Consider the following 20406-nt stretch of genomic DNA (forward strand, 5'->3'; position numbering starts at 1 on the left):
GCTGTGAGAGGGCGCGGTATAGACAATCTGCCTTAAATTCTGGGAGGGTATCGTATGGAAAAAAAGAAAGTATTAATTGTCGATGATCAGAATGGAATCCGGATTCTCCTCATGGAAGTGTTTAATAGTGAAGGTTATGCCACCTTTCAGGCAGCTAACGGAAAATTGGCACTCGAGATCGTCAAGAACGAATCGCCGGATATGGTTCTGCTCGATATGAAAATCCCGGGGATGGACGGACTGGAGATCCTCAAGCATTTGAAGGAGCTGAACCCGGCGATCAAAGTGATTATGATGACGGCTTACGGAGAACTGGACATGATCAAGGAAGCGACCAAGCTGGGAGCCCTGATGCATTTCACCAAGCCGTTTGATATCGATGAGATGCGGGTTGCCGTTAATATGCATCTGCACAATAAGTCGGTTGATCAATGCAGCTAGCTTAGAAATGAACAGTTTGGGTAAGTCCTGTTATGGATACGCTAAAGAGGGAAAGTCCCGCAGGAATATGGGCTGGCTGAATATCGTCCCACCGGGACATTTTTTTGTGTATCCTATTTAGTATTTGACACAGGATGTGCTATAATAGGCCTGTATGTGATGTCGGCTTATATAAGCAACTCAAACATTTTAGGAGGATTGAAACCATGCCATTAGTATCTATGACAGACATGTTAACCAAAGCACTTGAAGGAAAATATGCAGTTGGCCAGTTCAACATCAATAACCTGGAGTGGACTCAAGCGATTCTTGGTGCAGCAGAAGAAGAGAAATCACCAGTAATCCTTGGCGTATCCGAAGGTGCAGCTCGTCACATGGGCGGCTTCTACACTGTAGTTAAGATGGTTGAAGGTCTTATTCATGACATGAAAATTACCGTTCCTGTAGCAATCCACTTGGACCACGGTTCAAGCTTTGACAAATGTAAGGATGCAATCGATGCCGGATTTACTTCCGTAATGATCGACGGCTCCCACCACCCAATCGACGAGAACATTGAAATGACCAAGAAGGTCGTTGAATATGCTCATGCTAAAGGTGTTTCTGTAGAAGCTGAAGTTGGTACTGTAGGCGGACAGGAAGATGACGTTATCGGCGGCATCCAATACGCTGACCTTAACGAATGCGTACGCATCGTTAAAGAAACCGGCATCGACACATTGGCTCCGGCACTGGGTTCCGTACATGGTCCTTACCTGGGCGAACCGAACCTTGGATTCAAGGAAATGGAAGAAATTCGTGATGCAGTTAACCTTCCGCTCGTACTTCACGGCGGTACTGGTATTCCTGTACATGACATTCAGAAGTCCATCTCCCTGGGTACTTCCAAGATCAACGTAAACACAGAGAACCAAATCGCGTTTGCCAAAGTAGTCCGCGAAGTTCTGGCTGCTAAACCGGATGCTTACGATCCGCGTACATTCATCGCACCAGGCCGGGAAGCAATCAAACAAACCGTTATTGGCAAAATCCGTGAATTCGGATCCAGCAACAAAGCGTAATTTTAACTCTGCCGCGTAACGGGACAGGTTATTTCCTGCTGTCCCGCCTGCATATCTTTATCAGAAGAGTGCACCGCATAGCCGGTGTCCTTCCGGTAAAGTCATTTCAGATTTCCTCAGAAACGGGTGCCGTCCTTAAGTTAGGGCGGCGCAGCCGTTTCTTCTTCTAATGACCATGTCACCACAAGCCACAGCTGGTATTGCCAGAACAAGCCGCAATACACGTAGGGGGAACCAGATAAATTTATGGAAAAATTAATGATTGGCGGCGGACGTCCGCTAGAGGGCGTTGTAACCATCAGCGGAGCAAAGAATAGCGCAATTGCGCTTATTCCAGCGGCGATTTTGGCGGAATCTGAAGTTGTGCTGGATAACCTGCCTGCTCTTAGTGATGTGGCCGTTTACTCCGAAATTCTGGAGGAGCTTGGCGCGAGTGTATCGTGGACCGGCAGCCAGATGAGAATTAATCCCTCCCGTATCGTATCCATTCCCATGCCTAACGGACCGGTCAAGAAACTCCGGGCTTCTTATTATATGATGGGTGCGCTTCTCGGCAGATTCAAAGAGGCGACGATTGGTCTTCCCGGCGGCTGTAATTTTGAGCCGCGTCCGATTGACCAGCATATCAAAGGCTTTGAGGCGCTTGGTGCGACTGTAACCAACGATCATGGCTCTATTCACTTGTATGCCAAAGAACTGCGTGGTGCCAAGATTTATCTGGATGTATCCAGCGTTGGAGCCACAATAAATATTATGCTGGCGGCCTCACGTGCCAAAGGCTCTACAATTATTGAAAATGCGGCTAAAGAGCCTGAGATTATAGATGTAGCTACCCTATTAAACTCTATGGGCGCTGTTATTAAAGGCGCTGGTACAGAAACGATCCGGATTGAAGGCGTAACTGAAATGCATGGTTGCCGCCATTCCATCATTCCTGACCGAATTCAAGCGGGAACATATATGATTGCCGCTGCGGCAACGCGTGGTAATGTGCTGATAGATAACGTGATTCCCAAGCATCTGGAGGCGCTGACTGCCAAGCTGCTGGAAATGGGAGTAGATATAGAAGAGCTGGATGAGAGTATCCGGGTCATCGGCAGAGCCAAATACCAGCATGCTGATGTCAAAGCATTGATATACCCCGGCTTCGCCACCGATTTGCAATCTCCAATGACAAGTATGCTAACTCAAGCGGAAGGCGTTAGCGTCTTGAGCGATTTCGTATACAGCAACCGGTTCAAGCATGTCCCTGAATTAGTCCGTATGGGCGCCAAGATTCGCGTCGAAGGGCGTTCAGCAATTATTGAGGGCGGCAAGCTCAATGCCGCGAAGGTGAAGGCTGCCGATTTACGGGCAGGTGCGGCTCTGGTCATTGCCGGGCTGACTGTTGAGGAAGGGATTACCGAAGTGACAGGCGTGGAGTATATAGACCGCGGTTATGATAACCTCGTAAGCAACCTGCGCAATTTAGGTGCCGAAGTCTGGCGCGAGAACGAATAAGTATGTGCCCGGAACGATTGGAAGGAGCATAATTTGCCTTTAAACTGCATATCTCCTTCCAATTCGGGTAATCCTATCCTAATAAGCATTTTCATAGACTCATATTTTGCCCGGCAAAGAACGCCGGAAGAACTCATTATAAAAATTGAATAGGTGGTTATCACACATGGATCTTCAAATTTCCGATCTGGAAGAAATGAAGCTGACCGATCTGTATAAGCTGGCTAAGAAATACCAGATCCCTTATTACGGAACGCTCAAGAAGCGGGAGCTGATCTTCGCGATTCTCCGGGCGCAGGCTGAGCAGAGCGGTCTTATGTTTATGGAAGGCGTGCTTGAGATCCTGCCGGAAGGCTACGGTTTCCTTAGACCGATTAACTACTTGCCGAGTGCGGAGGATATTTATATCTCGGCTTCGCAGATCCGCAAGTTTGATCTTAGAAGCGGCGACCTTGTATCCGGGAAATGCCGTACACCCAAAGAGAATGAACGTTATTTCGGATTGCTTCAAGTTAATGCCGTCAATGGTGAGAATCCGGCCAGTGCAGCTGAACGATTACATTTCCCGGCCCTTACACCTCTTTATCCGCAAGACAAGCTGCCGCTTGAAACTTCCTCTGCCCATTTATCTACCCGTATAATGGATTTGCTTGCTCCCGTAGGTTTAGGACAGCGCGGTTTGATTGTAGCACCTCCCAAAGCAGGAAAGACGCTCCTCCTAAAAGAAATTGCCAACAGTATCTCCACTAACAATCCTGAGATCGCATTGTTTGTACTGCTGATTGATGAACGTCCCGAGGAAGTAACGGATATGCAGCGTTCTGTTAAGGGCGAGGTAGTAGCTTCAACATTCGACGAGCTTCCGGAGAATCATATCAAAGTGGCTGAGCTTGTGCTTCAACGGGCACTGCGTCTGGTCGAGCACAAGAAAGATGTCGTTATTCTGCTGGACAGCATTACCCGGCTGGCCCGTGCTTACAATCTCGTGGTTCCGCCATCCGGCCGGACACTGAGCGGAGGGATTGATCCTGCGGCCTTCCATCGCCCCAAGCGTTTCTTCGGTTCCGCGCGGAACGTAGAAGAAGGCGGAAGCCTGACCATACTTGCAACAGCGCTGATTGATACCGGATCACGCATGGACGATATTATTTACGAAGAATTCAAAGGCACAGGGAACATGGAGCTTCACCTGGACCGCAAGCTGGCAGAACGCCGTATCTTCCCGGCCATCGATATCCGCCGTTCGGGCACACGCCGCGAGGAAGTATTGCTTAGCAAGGAAGAACTGGATACCATCTGGTCAATCCGTAAAAATATGAATGAATCCTACGACTTTGTAGAAGGATTCCTGAAGAAACTGCGTGACACCAAGACGAATGCTGAGTTCCTGGCCTCTTTTGATGTGGCGGGCAACAAGGATTCTTCGTCAGCAAACAGTACCGCCAGCAAAGGCGGAACATCGAACAGCGGCTCATCGGCCCGCCGTACCACGCGGCCCAAGACACCTTCTGTACCTACAACCTGAGAATTGATAACAAGAGGAGACTAACATGTATTTGGTATATGCCGACGGGCAAGGAAACGTATATGATCATCCCGAGCTGTACGGGCTGGCCCGCAGCGGGGATATGATTGTTGAGATACTGGAGGAAGAATTGATCCCGCTGCCTGAAGGCGCTACTCTGGTGGGGCTGCCTAATACGCGGGCAATCGGGATGGATCCCGGGACAGGTGAAATGCTGCCGTTGCCTTTAGGCTCACAGGCTGTTGGAGCGCTGTTGCCGCAGGGCTTTACCCGTCTGTGCCTTCCCGGCTATGTCAAGACAGACAAGACGTATAAGCTTCCGCTCTTCGGTTATTCCGCTGTAGTATGGAAGGATGGCGGATTCTACGTAGCGGCGGATCCTACAGATGATACGGAGCAGTGGAATCCTTTGAATTGTGACCGCGGGGATGTAGAGATTGGCGTCAGTGATTTGACCGCCAAGTACCCGGAGAACCGTCTCTATAATCATCTGTCCAACTGCGCACTGGAATACGAATGCCTGACCTCGTCCAATACCTTCTTGGGCCGCTGGGAAGGTGCTGTTCCGGTCTCCTACTCGTGCAATGCCGGCTGCTTCGGCTGTATCTCGGAACAGCCCGATGACAGCGGGTTTGTGTCGCCGCAGACGCGGATGAACTTCCGTCCTACAGTGAGCGAAGTTTCACAAGTCATGCTGGAGCACCTGAAGACGCCGGAGTCGATTGTAAGCTTTGGACAGGGCTGTGAAGGCGAACCTTCTACCCAGGCGAAGATAATCATTGAGTCCATCCGTGAAGTACGCTCTATTACAGATATGGGTTATATCAATATCAATACGAACGCAGGATTAAGCGATCATATCCGCGGCATTGTGGATGCTGGTCTTGATCTTATGCGGGTCAGTACAATCAGTGCGCTGGATGATCACTATAATGCATACTACAAGCCGCGCGGCTATACTTTGGCTAATGTAGAGAAGTCCCTGAAATATGCAGCTTCACAGGGTGTATATACTTCCATTAACTATTTGATCTTCCCGGGTGTCACGGACCGCGAGGAAGAGATTGAGGCGATGGTTGAGTTCGTCAGACGTACAGATATCAAGCTGATTCAGATGCGGAATCTTAATATTGACCCGGAGAGCTATCTGGAGCTGATTCCTCCCGCTCAAGGTGAGATTCTCGGAATGAAGACGATGCTGGAGATCTTCCGCGAGGAGCTTCCGGATGTTGTGATCGGTTCCTTCACTCATGTTCCGCCTGCAGAACTGGCCCGTGCCAAGCAGCGCAGAGTGCACCAGTAACCGCTGAGTTGAGTCTTGCCAAACCTATTGCAGCCCCCTCAGCTTCCATGCTAAAATGTAGCTTGCGTAATCATATAACTCTAAGCCCGCATGAGGCTTAGGGCGTGAGAGGTGAATATTCAAATGCAAACAGCAATTCAACCCAAGTACAATGTAACTAAGGTGACCTGCGCCTGCGGCAACTCCTTTGAAGCTGGCTCTGCCAAGGAAGAGCTGCGCGTCGAAATTTGCTCCAGCTGCCATCCGTTCTTCACCGGCAAGCAGAAGTTCCTGGATGCCGGCGGCCGAGTTGATAAGTTCAAGAAGAAATACGGCATTTAATTGTTCTTCCATTTTATTGTTAGTTGATTTTTGTCCGGCCGTAGGCTATACTTATCTTCGCCGTGCTAGACGGGGAGGTAGCGGTGCCCTGTAACTCGCAATCCGCTGTAGCGAGGTTGAATTCCTGTTAGAGGTGCTGTCGATGTGAGGCCTTGGTTCCTATGGGCTGTGTTGACGGTTGGGTCCTCCGCAATGAGTGCTTGTGAACCTGGTCAGGTCCGGAAGGAAGCAGCCATAAGTGAGTTTACTCTTGTGCCGGAGGGTGGCCTAGCCCGAGCAGTTTTGTAGGGTTGCCGCTTGGATCGCAGTCATCAATAACGGGTGCACGGTTTAAATACTATTATGATAGCGTCTTTGCCACAAGCGAAGATGCTTTTTGTTTTTGAAAGATAAGAAAGTATATGCTTCATCCTACTTTATCCTAATACTCCCGCTGATACGGATGCCTGAAAGTGATATGAGGTATCGCTGCATCGGAAGCATAGGCCTCGTTAGAGGACGGCGAAAGCGCTTCTGCTTGGTCAAAGACTGGGGAATATAGTATAATAAATTAGCGACAAATGCCGGAAAGCGGCAGCCTGAGAGAGGGTAATGCATAGTGGAACATATCGCGCTGTACCGTGCTTGGCGGCCGCAGTCGTTTCAGGATATGGTAGGGCAGCAGCATATTATCCAGACGCTGCAGAATGCGATCCGTGAACAGCGGGTTTCGCATGCGTATCTGTTCAGCGGCCCGCGGGGGACCGGTAAGACGAGTGCGGCCAAGGTACTGGCCAAAGCGGTCAATTGCGAGCGGGGGCCGGGTCCGGAGCCGTGCAATGAATGTCCGTCTTGTCTGCGGATCACAGCGGGCAACGTAATGGATGTCCAGGAGATTGACGCGGCCTCCAACCGGGGTGTTGAAGAGATTCGCGATCTGCGGGATAAGGTGAAATATGCACCTACCGAAGTACGCCGTAAAGTGTATATTATTGATGAAGTGCATATGCTGACAACAGAAGCATTCAATGCCCTGCTTAAGACGCTGGAAGAACCGCCGCCGCATGTCATGTTTATTCTGGCTACGACAGAGCCGCATAAACTGCCGGCTACGATCATCTCACGCTGCCAGCGGTTTGACTTCCGCCGGGTTTCCCTGGAGGAGCAGACCGGACGGCTGAGAGAGATATGCCAGAAGGAAGGCATTACGGCAGATGCGGACGCACTGCAGTACATCGCCCGTCTGTCCGACGGAGGGATGCGGGATGCGCTGAGCATACTTGATCAGATCTCGTCTTTCACAGACGGGAATGTGACGTATCAGCAGGTGCTGGGCATGACTGGAGGAATTCCATCCGAACAGTTCGCCCGTCTGGCTACAGCCATTTTGGAGAGTGATATGGGGCTGCTGCTGGAGCTTGTCGAGCAGTTGATGCACGAGGGCAAGAGTGCCGACAAATGTCTGGAGAATCTTTTGTATTATTTCCGTGATTTACTTATGATCAAGATGGTACCGGGGGCAGACCAGTTAACCGACCGTGTACTGAATCCGGCGGAATTCAGTGATATGGCAGCAGCCTTTACCCGTGACCGGCTGTTCCTGATTGTGGAGACGCTGAGCCGCTATCTGGGTGAGATGAAATATGCCACTCACCCGCAGACTTTATTTGAAGTAGCGCTGATGAAGCTGTGCAGTACCCAGCAGGATGCGGCTCCTTCAGCGGGCGCTCCGTCTTTGAGTGCTGTAGCACCGGAAGCGGGAAGAAGTTCTTCCCCGGCGGATTCGGGGGAACTGGATGCACTCAAACGGCAGATTGCCGCGCTGGAGAAGAAGCTTGAGCAGGCAATCCAATCCGGAGGTGTGGCCGGCGGGCGAGAGCAGGCTGCGCCGCAGAGAGCGGCCGCCCCGCCAAGCGCTCCAAGAGTATCATCTGCAGGCAAGCTTCCGCCGCAGCTCGATAAGTTCATTGCGGGTAAAGACAGCGCTGACTTTGGCAATGTGTATAAGCAGTGGAGCCAGGTTCTGCAGGGCGTGAAGGAAGAGAAAGTAACTGTGCATGCGTGGTTTGTAGATGGAGAACCGGTTGCAGTCATGGAAGATGCAGTGCTGGTCGCCTTCAAGAATACAATTCACCGGGATACGACTGAGAAGCCGGCCAACCGTCAGGTCATCGAGAATGTGATGTCTGCTAAGCTGGGTAAGCCATACCGGCTGGTGACGATGATGCTGCGTGACTGGAATGAGGCTGCGACCAAGTCAGCTTCCAAGGCCAGTACAGAAGAACTGCATCTGGAGCATGAGCACGAGACTATAGAAGCTAAACCCGAACCATGGATTGACGAGGCGATCCAGCTCTTTGGAGAAGACCTTGTTGTCATAAAGGAATAGAGCCTCAAGCATACTAGCGCAGATAACGCGCATCCCAAAGGAGAGACGATGTATGAATAATATGAACCAAATGATGAAACAGGTAAAGAAAATGCAGGAGCAGATGCTCAAAGCCCAGGAAGAACTGGGCGGTAAGACCATTGAAGGCTCATCCGGCGGCGGCGTGGTTACCGTTCAGGTGAACGGCCACAAAAAATTGCTCTCCATTCAGATTAAACCGGAGGTTGTTGATCCGGAGGATATCGAAATGCTGCAGGATCTGGTGATCACTGCTGTTAATGATGCTCTTACCCAGGCTGAAGAGTTGGCTAACAACGATATGGGTAAATTCACCGGCGGAATGAAGATCCCTGGCTTATTCTAGGCTTACTCCACTCCCGACCAAAGGAGAACCATTACTTTGTATTATCCAGAACCGCTAGCCAAGCTGATAGAGGCTTTTACACGTTTACCAGGGATTGGCCCGAAGACAGCAGCCCGGCTGGCCTTCCATGTGCTTAACATGAAGGAGGATGAGGTGATTGATTTCGCCAAAGCCCTAGTCAGTGTTAAACGGAATCTTCATTATTGCTCGGTCTGCTGTAATATTACCGATACTGACCCGTGCCGGATCTGTCAGGACAAAACCCGCGATGCTTCGATAATCTGTGTGGTTCAGGACTCCAAGGATCTGGTAGCCATAGAGAGAACCAAAGAGTTTGACGGCTACTATCATGTGCTGCAGGGGGCCATCTCCCCTATGGAGGGCATCGGACCTGATGATATACGGCTGAAGGAGCTGCTGACCAGACTCAGTGATGAGCGGGTCAAGGAGCTGATTATGGCGACCAATCCCAATATTGAGGGCGAGGCCACAGCCATGTATATCTCCCGTCTAGTCCGTCCGTTCGAGATCAAGATCACGAGAATTGCCCATGGCTTGCCTGTGGGCGGCGATCTTGAGTATGCGGATGAGGTAACCCTGTCGAAGGCGCTGGAAGGCCGTCGTGAGCTGTTCTGAGTGTTCTGACAATGAATTGTACTTGAAGAGGCCCTTGGGGCCTCTTTTTTTATTAGGTATAGACTCCAGGGGCGGCCAGCATTCAACAAAAGAGCAGACGAGCACTGACTCATGGTTCTAAGTTTGTCCCTATTCCGATATGTATGAGATTAACGGGTGTGCGGCACCGGCTGCGCCAGTAGTCATTCATAGGAGGGGATTGCAATGGGATGGTGGAACACGAAATGGCTGGGCAGAGATGCAGAAGGGGCGAATAATGCCCATACGGAAGAAGAGTGGGGTACTGTGTACCATGAAGTCCGCAAAGCGCAGTCGGAGTGGGAACGGGCATATCTGATGTTTGATGAGGCAATGGGGCAGGATCAGATTGATTATGCCATCTATATACTCGAGGCGGCCGAGCGTAAATACCAGATCCATCTTAAGCATGCCAAGAGACTGGGGCTGAACCGGAGCCAGCTGCCGATGTAACCGGAATAATTATTGAAGGGGGGATCGCAATGCTAAGAACTGTTGCATTGGGTGTGCTGATTCTGTCAGGACTCCTGTTAATACTGATTGTATTCAGAAAAAAACTGGGGTGGGCATGGATAAGTGTATTTGGAACTCATCTTATTCTGGCTGCAATCGGCATTTATATCGTTAACTTCTCCGGTATTCTAACGGATGTACACATCCCGCTGAATCCCACAACCATAGGCGCAGTAACGATTCTTGGGCTGCCCGGGGTACTATTGCTGCTGGGTTTAAAATTAACTTTGTTTTAATGGTTGACGAGGGTTGTGGATTTATGATACATTAAGTCTCGGCCCTTTGAGCAAGATGTTCTCGGATAACTTGCTGAAAGCTAAAGCGAAAAAAGAAATTAAAAAAAAGCTTGACTGAAACAAAGGTGCTGTGATATATTATAAAGGTCGCTGCTGAAACAAATAACGGCGACAAAAGATGAGACATTGATCTTTGAAAACTGAACAACGAGTGAGTGGGAAATCACGAAAGTGACTTCCGAAATAGAGAATGAAAATTCTCGTCAGGTGTTTCAAAATGAGCAATCGCTCTTTCTAAATACAATTTGGAGAGTTTGATCCTGGCTCAGGACGAACGCTGGCGGCATGCCTAATACATGCAAGTCGAGCGGAGTTATGAAGGAGCTTGCTCTGGATTAACTTAGCGGCGGACGGGTGAGTAACACGTAGGCAACCTGCCCTCAAGACTGGGATAACTACCGGAAACGGTAGCTAATACCGGATAATTTCTTTCCTCTCCTGAAGAGAGAATGAAAGGCGGAGCAATCTGCCACTTGGGGATGGGCCTGCGGCGCATTAGCTAGTTGGTGGGGTAACGGCTCACCAAGGCGACGATGCGTAGCCGACCTGAGAGGGTGAACGGCCACACTGGGACTGAGACACGGCCCAGACTCCTACGGGAGGCAGCAGTAGGGAATCTTCCGCAATGGGCGAAAGCCTGACGGAGCAATGCCGCGTGAGTGATGAAGGTTTTCGGATCGTAAAGCTCTGTTGCCAGGGAAGAACGTCCGGTAGAGTAACTGCTACCGGAGTGACGGTACCTGAGAAGAAAGCCCCGGCTAACTACGTGCCAGCAGCCGCGGTAATACGTAGGGGGCAAGCGTTGTCCGGAATTATTGGGCGTAAAGCGCGCGCAGGCGGTCATTTAAGTCTGGTGTTTAAACCTTGGGCTCAACCTGGGGTCGCACTGGAAACTGGGTGACTTGAGTACAGAAGAGGAAAGTGGAATTCCACGTGTAGCGGTGAAATGCGTAGATATGTGGAGGAACACCAGTGGCGAAGGCGACTTTCTGGGCTGTAACTGACGCTGAGGCGCGAAAGCGTGGGGAGCAAACAGGATTAGATACCCTGGTAGTCCACGCCGTAAACGATGAGTGCTAGGTGTTAGGGGTTTCGATACCCTTGGTGCCGAAGTTAACACAGTAAGCACTCCGCCTGGGGAGTACGGTCGCAAGACTGAAACTCAAAGGAATTGACGGGGACCCGCACAAGCAGTGGAGTATGTGGTTTAATTCGAAGCAACGCGAAGAACCTTACCAGGTCTTGACATCCCGATGAAAGCATTAGAGATAGTGCCCCTCTTCGGAGCATCGGAGACAGGTGGTGCATGGTTGTCGTCAGCTCGTGTCGTGAGATGTTGGGTTAAGTCCCGCAACGAGCGCAACCCTTGACTTTAGTTGCCAGCAGGTTAAGCTGGGCACTCTAGAGTGACTGCCGGTGACAAACCGGAGGAAGGTGGGGATGACGTCAAATCATCATGCCCCTTATGACCTGGGCTACACACGTACTACAATGGCCGGTACAACGGGAAGCGAAACCGCGAGGTGGAGCCAATCCCAGCAAAGCCGGTCTCAGTTCGGATTGCAGGCTGCAACTCGCCTGCATGAAGTCGGAATTGCTAGTAATCGCGGATCAGCATGCCGCGGTGAATACGTTCCCGGGTCTTGTACACACCGCCCGTCACACCACGAGAGTTTACAACACCCGAAGTCGGTGGGGTAACCCGCAAGGGAGCCAGCCGCCGAAGGTGGGGTAGATGATTGGGGTGAAGTCGTAACAAGGTAGCCGTATCGGAAGGTGCGGCTGGATCACCTCCTTTCTATGGAGAATCGTCACCTGCAACGGTGACATTCAAATCGGAAGCTAAAGCTTCCACAATAGAACCTTCGGGTTCGGACACTCACTCGTGTTCAGTTTTGAAAGAGCAAGTCTCTTTCGTATGCGTTTGGTGGCGATAGCGGAGGGGTTCCACACGTACCCATCCCGAACACGACCGTTAAGCCCTCCAGCGCCGATGGTACTTGGACCGAAGGGTCCTGGGAGAGTAGGACGCCGCCAAGCGAACAATCAATTTATTGGTTGATTCACAATGTTATCTGTTATATGGGCTTTTAGCTCAGTTGGTTAGAGCGCACCTCTGATAAGGGTGAGGTCGGTGGTTCGAGTCCACCAAGGCCCACCATATAACATTTTAGAATTGAATACCTATATGGGGCCATAGCTCAGCTGGGAGAGCGCCTGCCTTGCAAGCAGGAGGTCAGCGGTTCGATCCCGCTTGGCTCCACCAATACTTCTTTACAAGATTATATGCAAGAACTTGATCCTTGAAAACTGGATACCGAAACGAATTTGCGTTTTAGAACATCTTTTAGCTGAAACTTGTGTAAGCAAGTTGAAATAGTTATTAGTTGATACAATTCATTCGTCAGGAAATAACGGGCTTTGAAGCAATTCAATGTTCAATATTTCTCCTGCGGAGAAAATTGTGGTTAAGCTAATAAGAGCACACGGAGGATGCCTAGGCGCCAGGAGCCGACGAAGGACGTGGCGAACAACGAAACTGCCTCGGGGAGCTGTAAGCAAGCTTTGATCCGGGGGTGTCCGAATGGGGAAACCCAGCTGTGGTAATTCGCAGTTACTCGTATCTGAATACATAGGATACGCAGAGGCAGACCAGGGGAACTGAAACATCTAAGTACCCTGAGGAAGAGAAAACAATAGTGATTCCGTCAGTAGCGGCGAGCGAACGCGGAACAGCCTAAACCAAGGGGCTTGCCTCTTGGGGTTGTGGGACGTCTCACATGGAGTTACAAAGGAATATGGTAGGCGAAGAGGTCTGGAAAGGCCCGCGATAGAGGTAAAAGCCCTGTAGCCTAAACTGTGTTCTCTCCGAGACGGATCCCGAGTAGTGCGGGGCACGTGAAACCCCGTATGAATCCAGCAGGACCATCTGCTAAGGCTAAATACTACCTGGCGACCGATAGTGAAACAGTACCGTGAGGGAAAGGTGAAAAGCACCCCGGAAGGGGAGTGAAATAGAACCTGAAACCGTGTGCTTACAAAAAGTCAGAGCCCTATTACTGGGTGATGGCGTGCCTTTTGTAGAATGAACCGGCGAGTTACGTTTAACATGCAAGGTTAAGGTGAGAAGCCGGAGCCGCAGCGAAAGCGAGTCTGAATAGGGCGATTGAGTATGTGGACGTAGACCCGAAACCGTGTGATCTACCCCTGTCCAGGGTGAAGGTGCGGTAACACGCACTGGAGGCCCGAACCCACGCATGTTGAAAAATGCGGGGATGAGGTGGGGGTAGCGGAGAAATTCCAATCGAACTCGGAGATAGCTGGTTCTCCCCGAAATAGCTTTAGGGCTAGCCTCGGTGAATGGAGTGGTGGAGGTAGAGCACTGATTGGGTGCGGGGCCCGCAAGGGTTACCAAGCTCAGTCAAACTCCGAATGCCATTAACTTCTTGCCGGGAGTCAGACAGTGAGTGCTAAGATCCATTGTCAAAAGGGAAACAGCCCAGACCATCAGCTAAGGTCCCCAAGTGTGTGTTAAGTGGGAAAGGATGTGGAGTTGCACAGACAACCAGGATGTTGGCTTAGAAGCAGCCACCATTGAAAGAGTGCGTAATAGCTCACTGGTCGAGTGACTCTGCGCCGAAAATGTAACGGGGCTAAACACACCACCGAAGCTATGGCTAGATACTTTGTATCTGGGGTAGGGGAGCGTTGTATGTAGGTTGAAGGTGTACCGTAAGGAGCGCTGGACAGCATACAAGTGAGAATGCCGGTATGAGTAACGAAAAGATCAGTGAGAATCTGATCCGCCGAAAGCCCAAGGTTTCCTGAGGAAGGCTCGTCCGCTCAGGGTAAGTCGGGACCTAAGGCGAGGCCGAAAGGCGTAGTCGAAGGACAACAGTTTGAAATTACTGTACCACCGTAATCCGCTATGAGCGATGGGGTGACGCAGGAGGGTAGTGACGCGGACTGATGGATGTGTCCGTCTAAGCAGTGAGGCTGATGTGTAGGCAAATCCGCACATCATTAAGGCTGGGCTGTGATGGGGAGCGAAAATTGTAGTAGCGAAGGTCATGATCTCACACTGCCAAGAAAAGCCTCTAGCCAGGAGAAGGTGCCCGTACCGCAAACCGACACAGGTAGGCGAGAAGAGAATTCTAAGGCGCGCGGAAGAACTCTCGTTAAGGAACTCGGCAAAATGACCTCGTAACTTCGGGAGAAGAGGTGCCTCGGTAGGGTGAATAGCCCGAGGGGGCCGCAGTGAAAAGGCCCAAGCGACTGTTTAGCAAAAACACAGGTCTGTGCGAAGCCGCAAGGCGAAGTATACGGGCTGACGCCTGCCCGGTGCTGGAAGGTTAAGGGGAGTGGTTAGGGGTTAAACCCGAAGCTGTGAACCGAAGCCCCAGTAAACGGCGGCCGTAACTATAACGGTCCTAAGGTAGCGAAATTCCTTGTCAGGTAAATTCTGACCCGCACGAATGGCGTAACGACTTGGGCGCTGTCTCAACGAGAGATCCGGTGAAATTTTAATACCTGTGAAGATGCAGGTTACCCGCGACAAGACGGAAAGACCCCATGGAGCTTTACTGCAGCTTGATATTGAATTTGGGTACGATCTGTACAGGATAGGTGGGAGCCGTTGAGGCAGGAGCGCAAGCTTCTGCGGAGGCGCCGTTGGGATACCACCCTGATCGTATCTAGGTTCTAACCTAGTGCCCTTACCGGGTACGGGGACCGTGTCAGGCGGGCAGTTTGACTGGGGCGGTCGCCTCCTAAAGAGTAACGGAGGCGTTCAAAGGTTCCCTCAGAATGGTTGGAAATCATTCGCAGAGTGCAAAGGCATAAGGGAGCTTGACTGCGAGACCTACAAGTCGAGCAGGGACGAAAGTCGGACTTAGTGATCCGGTGGTACCGCATGGAAGGGCCATCGCTCAACGGATAAAAGCTACCCTGGGGATAACAGGCTTATCTCCCCCAAGAGTCCACATCGACGGGGAGGTTTGGCACCTCGATGTCGGCTCATCGCATCCTGGGGCTGAAGTAGGTCCCAAGGGTTGGGCTGTTCGCCCATTAAAGCGGTACGCGAGCTGGGTTCAGAACGTCGTGAGACAGTTCGGTCCCTATCTGTCGTGGGCGCAGGAAATTTGAGAGGAGCTGTCCTTAGTACGAGAGGACCGGGATGGACGTACCGCTGGTGCATCAGTTGTTCCGCCAGGAGCATGGCTGAGTAGCTACGTACGGACGGGATAAGCGCTGAAAGCATCTAAGCGTGAAGCCCCCCTCAAGATGAGATTTCCCAATTAGTAAGACCCCTTGAAGACGACGAGGTAGATAGGTTGGAGGTGGAAGTGCAGCAATGCATGGAGCTGACCAATACTAATCGGTCGAGGGCTTATCCAACTTTCGAACAACGCAGATTCGTTTCGGATTCAGTTTTCAGGAATTAATTTCCTGTGCGGATTTACATGGCTACCATTTATTTGGAGAGATACCCAAGTGGCTATAAGGGGACCCTCTGCTAAGGGGTTAGACTGCGTAAGCGGTGCGAGGGTTCGAATCCCTCTCTCTCCGCCATTATAAATCCAATACTTGTAGTGTGGCGGCGTAGCTCAGCTGGCTAGAGCGTACGGTTCATACCCGTGAGGTCGGGGGTTCGATCCCCTCTGCCGCTACCATACATACCCGGAGGCTTAGCTCAGCTGGGAGAGCATCTGCCTTACAAGCAGAGGGTCGGGGGTTCGAACCCCTCAGCCTCCACCATTTTTAAATCTTAGATCCACCTTACACCGTGCCGGTGTAGCTCAACTGGTAGAGCAACTGACTTGTAATCAGTAGGTTGGGGGTTCAAGTCCTCTCGCCGGCACCATTTTTTACATTAAATTGTGGAACCGTGGTGTAGTTGGCCTAACATGCCTGCCTGTCACGCAGGAGATCGCGGGTTCGAATCCCGTCGGTTCCGCCATTTTTTTGTTTTAAGGCTTGTTTTTATGGCTCGGTAGCTCAGTCGGTAGAGCAAAGGACTGAAAATCCTTGTGTCGGGGGTTCGATTCCCTCCCGCGCCACCATTATGGAGGCTTAGCGAAGTGGCCAAACGCATCAGACTGTAAATCTGCTCACGTACGTGTTCGGTGGTTCGAATCCATCAGCCTCCATCCCTTTTTATGAGCCATTAGCTCAGTTGGTAGAGCACCTGACTTTTAATCAGGGTGTCGAAGGTTCGAGTCCTTCATGGCTCATCCCAATCAAGTCATCACGTTCATGTGATGGCTTTTTTTATGTTTTCTGGAGGTCTGAATATTAAAAAGTATATAAATTACCCGGATTTCGTTTAAAATAGCTCCCCTCGTTTAATTATAAGTCTATACTGCTGTAGAAATGAGGGAATGACAATTGATATATGATGCGATTATAGTGGGCGGCGGTTTTGCGGGGCTTCAGGCGGCTATTCAATTGGGACGTTACTCGGTCCATCAGGTGCTTGTAATTGATGCAGGAGGCGGAAGATCAAGCATATGCCGGAATTATCATAATATATTGGGCTGGCCTGACGGTGTGCCGGGTGAGGAACTGCGGGCCAGGGGGAGACTTCAGGCGGAAAGGGCAGGTGTAGCGTTTCAGAAGGATAGAATAGTAAAAGCCGAGAAGCCGGACGAATTATTCATACTTCACGGAACCGGGGGGCAGCAATATGCAGGCCGGACTCTGCTGCTTGCTACAGGAGTAATGGACCGGTTTCCTGAGCTGCCGGGCTTACGGCCTGCCCTTGGCATGACGATCTATGTTTGCCCGGACTGTGATGGCTTTGAAATTCAGAACCGGCAGACCGTATTGATAGGCTCTGGTGATGTGGGCGCTAATATGGCTTTTGTTTTAAGGGAACGCACAGGTGACTTGACCTACATTAATCATGAATGTACACCCGTCTCGGAGGAAAATCGTAACCGGCTGCGGGATGAGGATATACAGTATATCGAAGAACCGGTTGCCCGCATTGAGGAAGAGAACGGAAGAATTAAGGCGGTAGCCTTGGAGAACGGTGAGGTTCTGCCGGCAGAGCGCGGATTTATTGCTTTTGGCCAGAATCCGGTACATTCTGAGCTAGCTGCACAGCTTGGAGTAACGCTTCATAAGAACAAGCATGTGGAGGCGAATAAACGTTCATTAATGACTAATATCGAGCATGTATGGGTGGCAGGAGATGTTGCAGTGCATGCGGAGCAGGCGACGGTCGCTATGGGCGAAGGAGCCATTGCCGGGATCTGGATGCATAAGACTTTGAAAAAGATGAATCCGGTAAGTCTGCCTCCAGCCAAGAAGCATTATGCAGCAAAATAGACTTTTGATACACAACTGATCAAATGTCACTCAGGGTTCAGGAGAGCTATTCCGCAATTTGCAGCAAAATATGATAAAATAAGCGAAAAGAGCAAAAGTGGTGGAGAATGGTGACGATGGATAGTGAGGTTTTGCGTCAAAAATTGGAGCAACTCACCGGAAAGAGAACCGGAATCAAGCAGCTCGGGAGGCAGCATTCAGCTTCTCTTTTTGGCATGGGCACGGAGAAGGATCAAGAGCAGGCGGTCTTTCATGAGGGATATTTGTGGATTCCCCTATATGAGAATGACGGGCGTATAACCGCGGTGTGGGTGGAGACAGAAGGGCTGTCGCCTCTGGAACTGCAGCTGGTCAATTATGCGGGCCGTAATTTCGCGGTAGCCCTCAAGGCTACCGGGCTTAAGGAAGAAGGAGAGATGGAAGCCCGTCAGCTTAGCGGCTGGTTGAACTCGCAGCTTGAGCAAGAGAAGGATGATACAGAGATTCCGGATGATATTACGCTGAAAGGCCGGCTGTTCGGGGATATGATTCCTTTTTTGCTGGTTAGTGAGAATGTCCATAATCCGCAGATGACATACCGTTCGTTAATGAAGCTGCTGCGCAGTTATTTCGAGAACGAAGTCCTGCTAATTCCGCTGTTGGATAAGGAATGGTTAATTTTAGCCCGTAAGGAACTGCTCACCGGCGGAGATGATAAGGAAGATGAGGAAGAAAGTGCTGAGGATCTGCTGTCTCAGACCTCTATGGGACTGCATGAACTGATCGCGAGTGAATGGGTCGGCGTCTTCCATCTGGCGGTTTCTCCGGCCATCATTCCGGTTAAAGGCCTGACAGGCTCCGTAGCTCTGCTGCGCGAGACGATTATTCTGGGCCGGATCTTCCAGGTAGGCGATTATATCCATCTGCCGTGGGAGCTTCATATGGAGCGTCTGGTGAACAGTATCCCCGATGACCGCCGCAGACAGCTGCTGGGTCAGATCGGTGATTATACGGCTGTGCTGGCGGATAAGGAAATGCTGTTGACGCTGGAGACTTTTTTTGAAATGGACTGCAATGTCAGCGAAACCGCGAAGAAGCTGTATATCCACCGGAATACACTCCTGTACAGACTCGACAAGATCAAACAGGAAACGGGAGCCGATGTCCGCAGTTTCGGGGATGCGGCGATTGTGAAGTTAGCCATGTTATTGTATAAAGTGACGAAAAGAAAATAGGATTTTTGTGAACCTTACAAATAGCCAGGAGACCTGGTCTGGGGTAAGATAAGTGTACAAGAAAGCGTTTGATTTTCTAATCCAATAATTGACTCGAGGGGGAAATACAATGGCAGGCGTACGTTTAGAGCATATTTTCAAAAAATACCCGGGTTCCGATAAAGCAACAGTAATCGATATCAATCTTGATATTAAAGATAAGGAATTTCTCGTACTGGTTGGTCCTTCCGGTTGCGGTAAATCCACAACACTGCGTATGATCGCAGGTCTTGAAGAAATCTCTGAAGGTAAAATGTACATTGGTGACCGTGTAGTGAATGACGTGGCTCCTAAAGACCGCGATATCGCGATGGTATTCCAATCCTACGCCCTGTACCCGCATATGAGCGTGTATCAGAACATGGCTTTCGGTCTGAAACTGCGTAAAGTGAAGAAAGAAGAAATCGACAAGAAAGTGCGCGAAGCAGCAAGAATCCTCGATATCGAGCATTTGCTGGAACGCAAACCTAAGGCACTGTCCGGTGGTCAACGCCAACGTGTCGCTCTGGGCCGCGCTATTGTCCGTGATCCGCAAGTCTTCCTGATGGATGAGCCTCTTTCCAACTTGGATGCTAAACTTCGTGGTCAAATGCGTGCTGAAATCACTAAGCTGGTTAAACGCCTTGAAACCACTTGTATCTATGTAACGCATGACCAGACAGAAGCTATGACAATGGGTGACCGTATCGTAGTTATGTACGATGGTATCATTCAACAAGCAGCTTCCCCTGAAGAATTGTACAATGAGCCTACAAACCTGTTCGTTGCAGGATTTATCGGATCCCCAACAATGAACTTTATCAATGGTACACTCTCCGATGTTGGCGGCGCTGTCCGCTTCCGCGCAGATAACCTTGATGTTGAAGTTCCAGGCGGCAAAGCTACAATCCTGCGCAACAAAGGTTATATCGGCAAAGATGTAATCATGGGCGTTCGTCCAGAAGATATTCATGAAGAGCCAGTGTTCCTGGAAGCTTCCCCTAACACAATCTTCACTTCGCTGGTTGATGTTACTGAAAACCTTGGTCATGAAATGCTCCTCTACTTGAGCGGCCTTGGCGCTAACACTGTAATTGCCCGTGTAGATGGACGTTCCACTACCCGTGAAGGCAGCAAGCCTAGATTGGCAATCGACATGAACAAAATTCACCTCTTCGATAAAGAGTCCGAACTGAACATTCTGCTGGGATAAGACAAAGCACAGCGGGATATAGGTTATAATAGAAGAAAGCCGCCCTCACAGGCGGCTTTTTCTTGTATTGGGCATGTAGAGCCGGAGATAAAACGTAATGGTCCAAGGACCCGGAAAGCAGGGGATTCCGTCAGGACTGGCTTAGCAATACCGTAGGTAATAAGATTGCATTCATAGGCGTTATCAATTAAGATAGCAGGAGAATTACCTGTAGCTGGAATGGGAAAAGTTGTGAACCCGGGTGCAGGAAACGGGCACAACCGCAGGTGACGAAAGGACGGAC

At 50.5% G+C, this 20406-nt stretch carries 14 protein-coding genes, 10 tRNA genes, 3 rRNA genes and 1 other RNA gene; all 28 read left to right on the forward strand.

Annotated features, from left to right (window positions below):
* Positions 1 to 54: 54 nt before the first annotated feature.
* The 28 genes from NSQ73_RS30780 to NSQ73_RS30915 all read left to right on the forward strand — a co-directional run bounded on the left by NSQ73_RS30780 (position 55) and on the right by NSQ73_RS30915 (position 20123).
* The gene (locus NSQ73_RS30780; RefSeq protein ID WP_042132729.1) at positions 55 to 441 is read left to right on the forward strand and encodes a response regulator; all 387 of its coding nucleotides are present in this window, start codon (positions 55 to 57) and stop codon (positions 439 to 441) included.
* Positions 442 to 647: 206 nt separating this feature from the next.
* Positions 648 to 1502, forward strand: coding sequence for a class II fructose-1,6-bisphosphate aldolase (gene fba, locus NSQ73_RS30785; protein WP_039309634.1), 855 nt, complete (start codon positions 648 to 650; stop codon positions 1500 to 1502).
* A 246-nt stretch (positions 1503 to 1748) separates the two neighbouring features.
* On the forward strand, positions 1749 to 3002 hold the full coding sequence (locus NSQ73_RS30790) for a UDP-N-acetylglucosamine 1-carboxyvinyltransferase (protein WP_039309636.1): 1254 nt from the start codon (positions 1749 to 1751) through the stop codon (positions 3000 to 3002).
* 166 nt (positions 3003 to 3168) lie between these two features.
* Positions 3169 to 4527 carry a transcription termination factor Rho gene (gene rho / locus NSQ73_RS30795; protein WP_042132730.1) on the forward strand — a complete coding sequence of 453 codons (1359 nt, stop codon included), beginning with the start codon at positions 3169 to 3171 and terminating at the stop codon, positions 4525 to 4527.
* Positions 4528 to 4552: 25 nt separating this feature from the next.
* Entirely contained in the window at positions 4553 to 5830 is a 1278-nt protein-coding gene (locus NSQ73_RS30800; RefSeq protein ID WP_042132731.1) for a radical SAM protein, read from the forward strand.
* A 123-nt stretch (positions 5831 to 5953) separates the two neighbouring features.
* Positions 5954 to 6151, forward strand: coding sequence for a 50S ribosomal protein L31 (gene rpmE, locus NSQ73_RS30805; protein WP_039309646.1), 198 nt, complete (start codon positions 5954 to 5956; stop codon positions 6149 to 6151).
* 60 nt (positions 6152 to 6211) lie between these two features.
* Positions 6212 to 6480, forward strand: an RNA gene (gene ffs / locus NSQ73_RS30810) — signal recognition particle sRNA large type.
* Between the two features lie 269 nt (positions 6481 to 6749).
* Complete coding sequence (gene dnaX / locus NSQ73_RS30815; RefSeq protein ID WP_340989961.1) at positions 6750 to 8519, forward strand: DNA polymerase III subunit gamma/tau; 1770 nt, start codon at positions 6750 to 6752, stop codon at positions 8517 to 8519.
* 52 nt (positions 8520 to 8571) lie between these two features.
* Entirely contained in the window at positions 8572 to 8883 is a 312-nt protein-coding gene (locus tag NSQ73_RS30820; protein WP_039309650.1) for a YbaB/EbfC family nucleoid-associated protein, read from the forward strand.
* A 36-nt stretch (positions 8884 to 8919) separates the two neighbouring features.
* A complete protein-coding gene (gene recR / locus NSQ73_RS30825; protein WP_039309653.1) occupies positions 8920 to 9519 on the forward strand; it encodes a recombination mediator RecR in 600 nt (199 codons plus the stop codon).
* A 204-nt stretch (positions 9520 to 9723) separates the two neighbouring features.
* Complete coding sequence (locus NSQ73_RS30830) at positions 9724 to 9990, forward strand: DUF2508 family protein (RefSeq protein WP_039310972.1); 267 nt, start codon at positions 9724 to 9726, stop codon at positions 9988 to 9990.
* A 29-nt stretch (positions 9991 to 10019) separates the two neighbouring features.
* A complete protein-coding gene (locus NSQ73_RS30835) occupies positions 10020 to 10286 on the forward strand; it encodes a pro-sigmaK processing inhibitor BofA family protein (protein ID WP_171717669.1) in 267 nt (88 codons plus the stop codon).
* A gap of 302 nt (positions 10287 to 10588) precedes the next feature.
* Positions 10589 to 12144, forward strand: a 16S ribosomal RNA gene (locus tag NSQ73_RS30840).
* Positions 12145 to 12269: 125 nt separating this feature from the next.
* Positions 12270 to 12386 (forward strand): 5S ribosomal RNA (rrf, locus tag NSQ73_RS30845).
* Positions 12387 to 12430: 44 nt separating this feature from the next.
* Positions 12431 to 12507 (forward strand) — tRNA-Ile (locus NSQ73_RS30850).
* Between the two features lie 29 nt (positions 12508 to 12536).
* Positions 12537 to 12612, forward strand: a tRNA-Ala gene (locus NSQ73_RS30855).
* Between the two features lie 200 nt (positions 12613 to 12812).
* Positions 12813 to 15743 (forward strand): 23S ribosomal RNA (locus tag NSQ73_RS30860).
* The 16S, 23S and 5S rRNA genes sit together here with 10 tRNA genes alongside, the layout of an rRNA operon.
* 82 nt (positions 15744 to 15825) lie before the next feature.
* Positions 15826 to 15917, forward strand: a tRNA-Ser gene (locus tag NSQ73_RS30865).
* Positions 15918 to 15941: 24 nt separating this feature from the next.
* Positions 15942 to 16018: transfer RNA gene (locus NSQ73_RS30870), tRNA-Met, on the forward strand.
* Positions 16019 to 16027: 9 nt separating this feature from the next.
* Positions 16028 to 16103 (forward strand) — tRNA-Val (locus tag NSQ73_RS30875).
* Between the two features lie 30 nt (positions 16104 to 16133).
* Positions 16134 to 16209, forward strand: a tRNA-Thr gene (locus NSQ73_RS30880).
* A gap of 18 nt (positions 16210 to 16227) precedes the next feature.
* Positions 16228 to 16305 (forward strand) — tRNA-Asp (locus tag NSQ73_RS30885).
* Between the two features lie 27 nt (positions 16306 to 16332).
* Positions 16333 to 16408: transfer RNA gene (locus NSQ73_RS30890), tRNA-Phe, on the forward strand.
* 4 nt (positions 16409 to 16412) lie between these two features.
* Positions 16413 to 16495 (forward strand) — tRNA-Tyr (locus NSQ73_RS30895).
* 11 nt (positions 16496 to 16506) lie between these two features.
* Positions 16507 to 16579 (forward strand) — tRNA-Lys (locus tag NSQ73_RS30900).
* 154 nt (positions 16580 to 16733) lie between these two features.
* Positions 16734 to 17678 (forward strand): NAD(P)/FAD-dependent oxidoreductase, encoded by a 945-nt coding sequence (locus tag NSQ73_RS30905; protein ID WP_340989965.1) that lies wholly within the window; start codon positions 16734 to 16736, stop codon positions 17676 to 17678.
* A gap of 116 nt (positions 17679 to 17794) precedes the next feature.
* Positions 17795 to 18892: a PucR family transcriptional regulator gene (locus NSQ73_RS30910; RefSeq protein WP_052415844.1), complete on the forward strand. Its 1098-nt coding sequence runs from the start codon at positions 17795 to 17797 to the stop codon at positions 18890 to 18892.
* Positions 18893 to 19001: 109 nt separating this feature from the next.
* On the forward strand, positions 19002 to 20123 hold the full coding sequence (locus NSQ73_RS30915) for an ABC transporter ATP-binding protein (RefSeq protein ID WP_042132735.1): 1122 nt from the start codon (positions 19002 to 19004) through the stop codon (positions 20121 to 20123).
* Positions 20124 to 20406 lie beyond the last annotated feature (283 nt).

Source organism: Paenibacillus sp. FSL R10-2736 (assembly GCF_038000245.1).
Lineage (GTDB): Bacteria > Bacillota > Bacilli > Paenibacillales > Paenibacillaceae > Paenibacillus_AQ > Paenibacillus_AQ phytohabitans.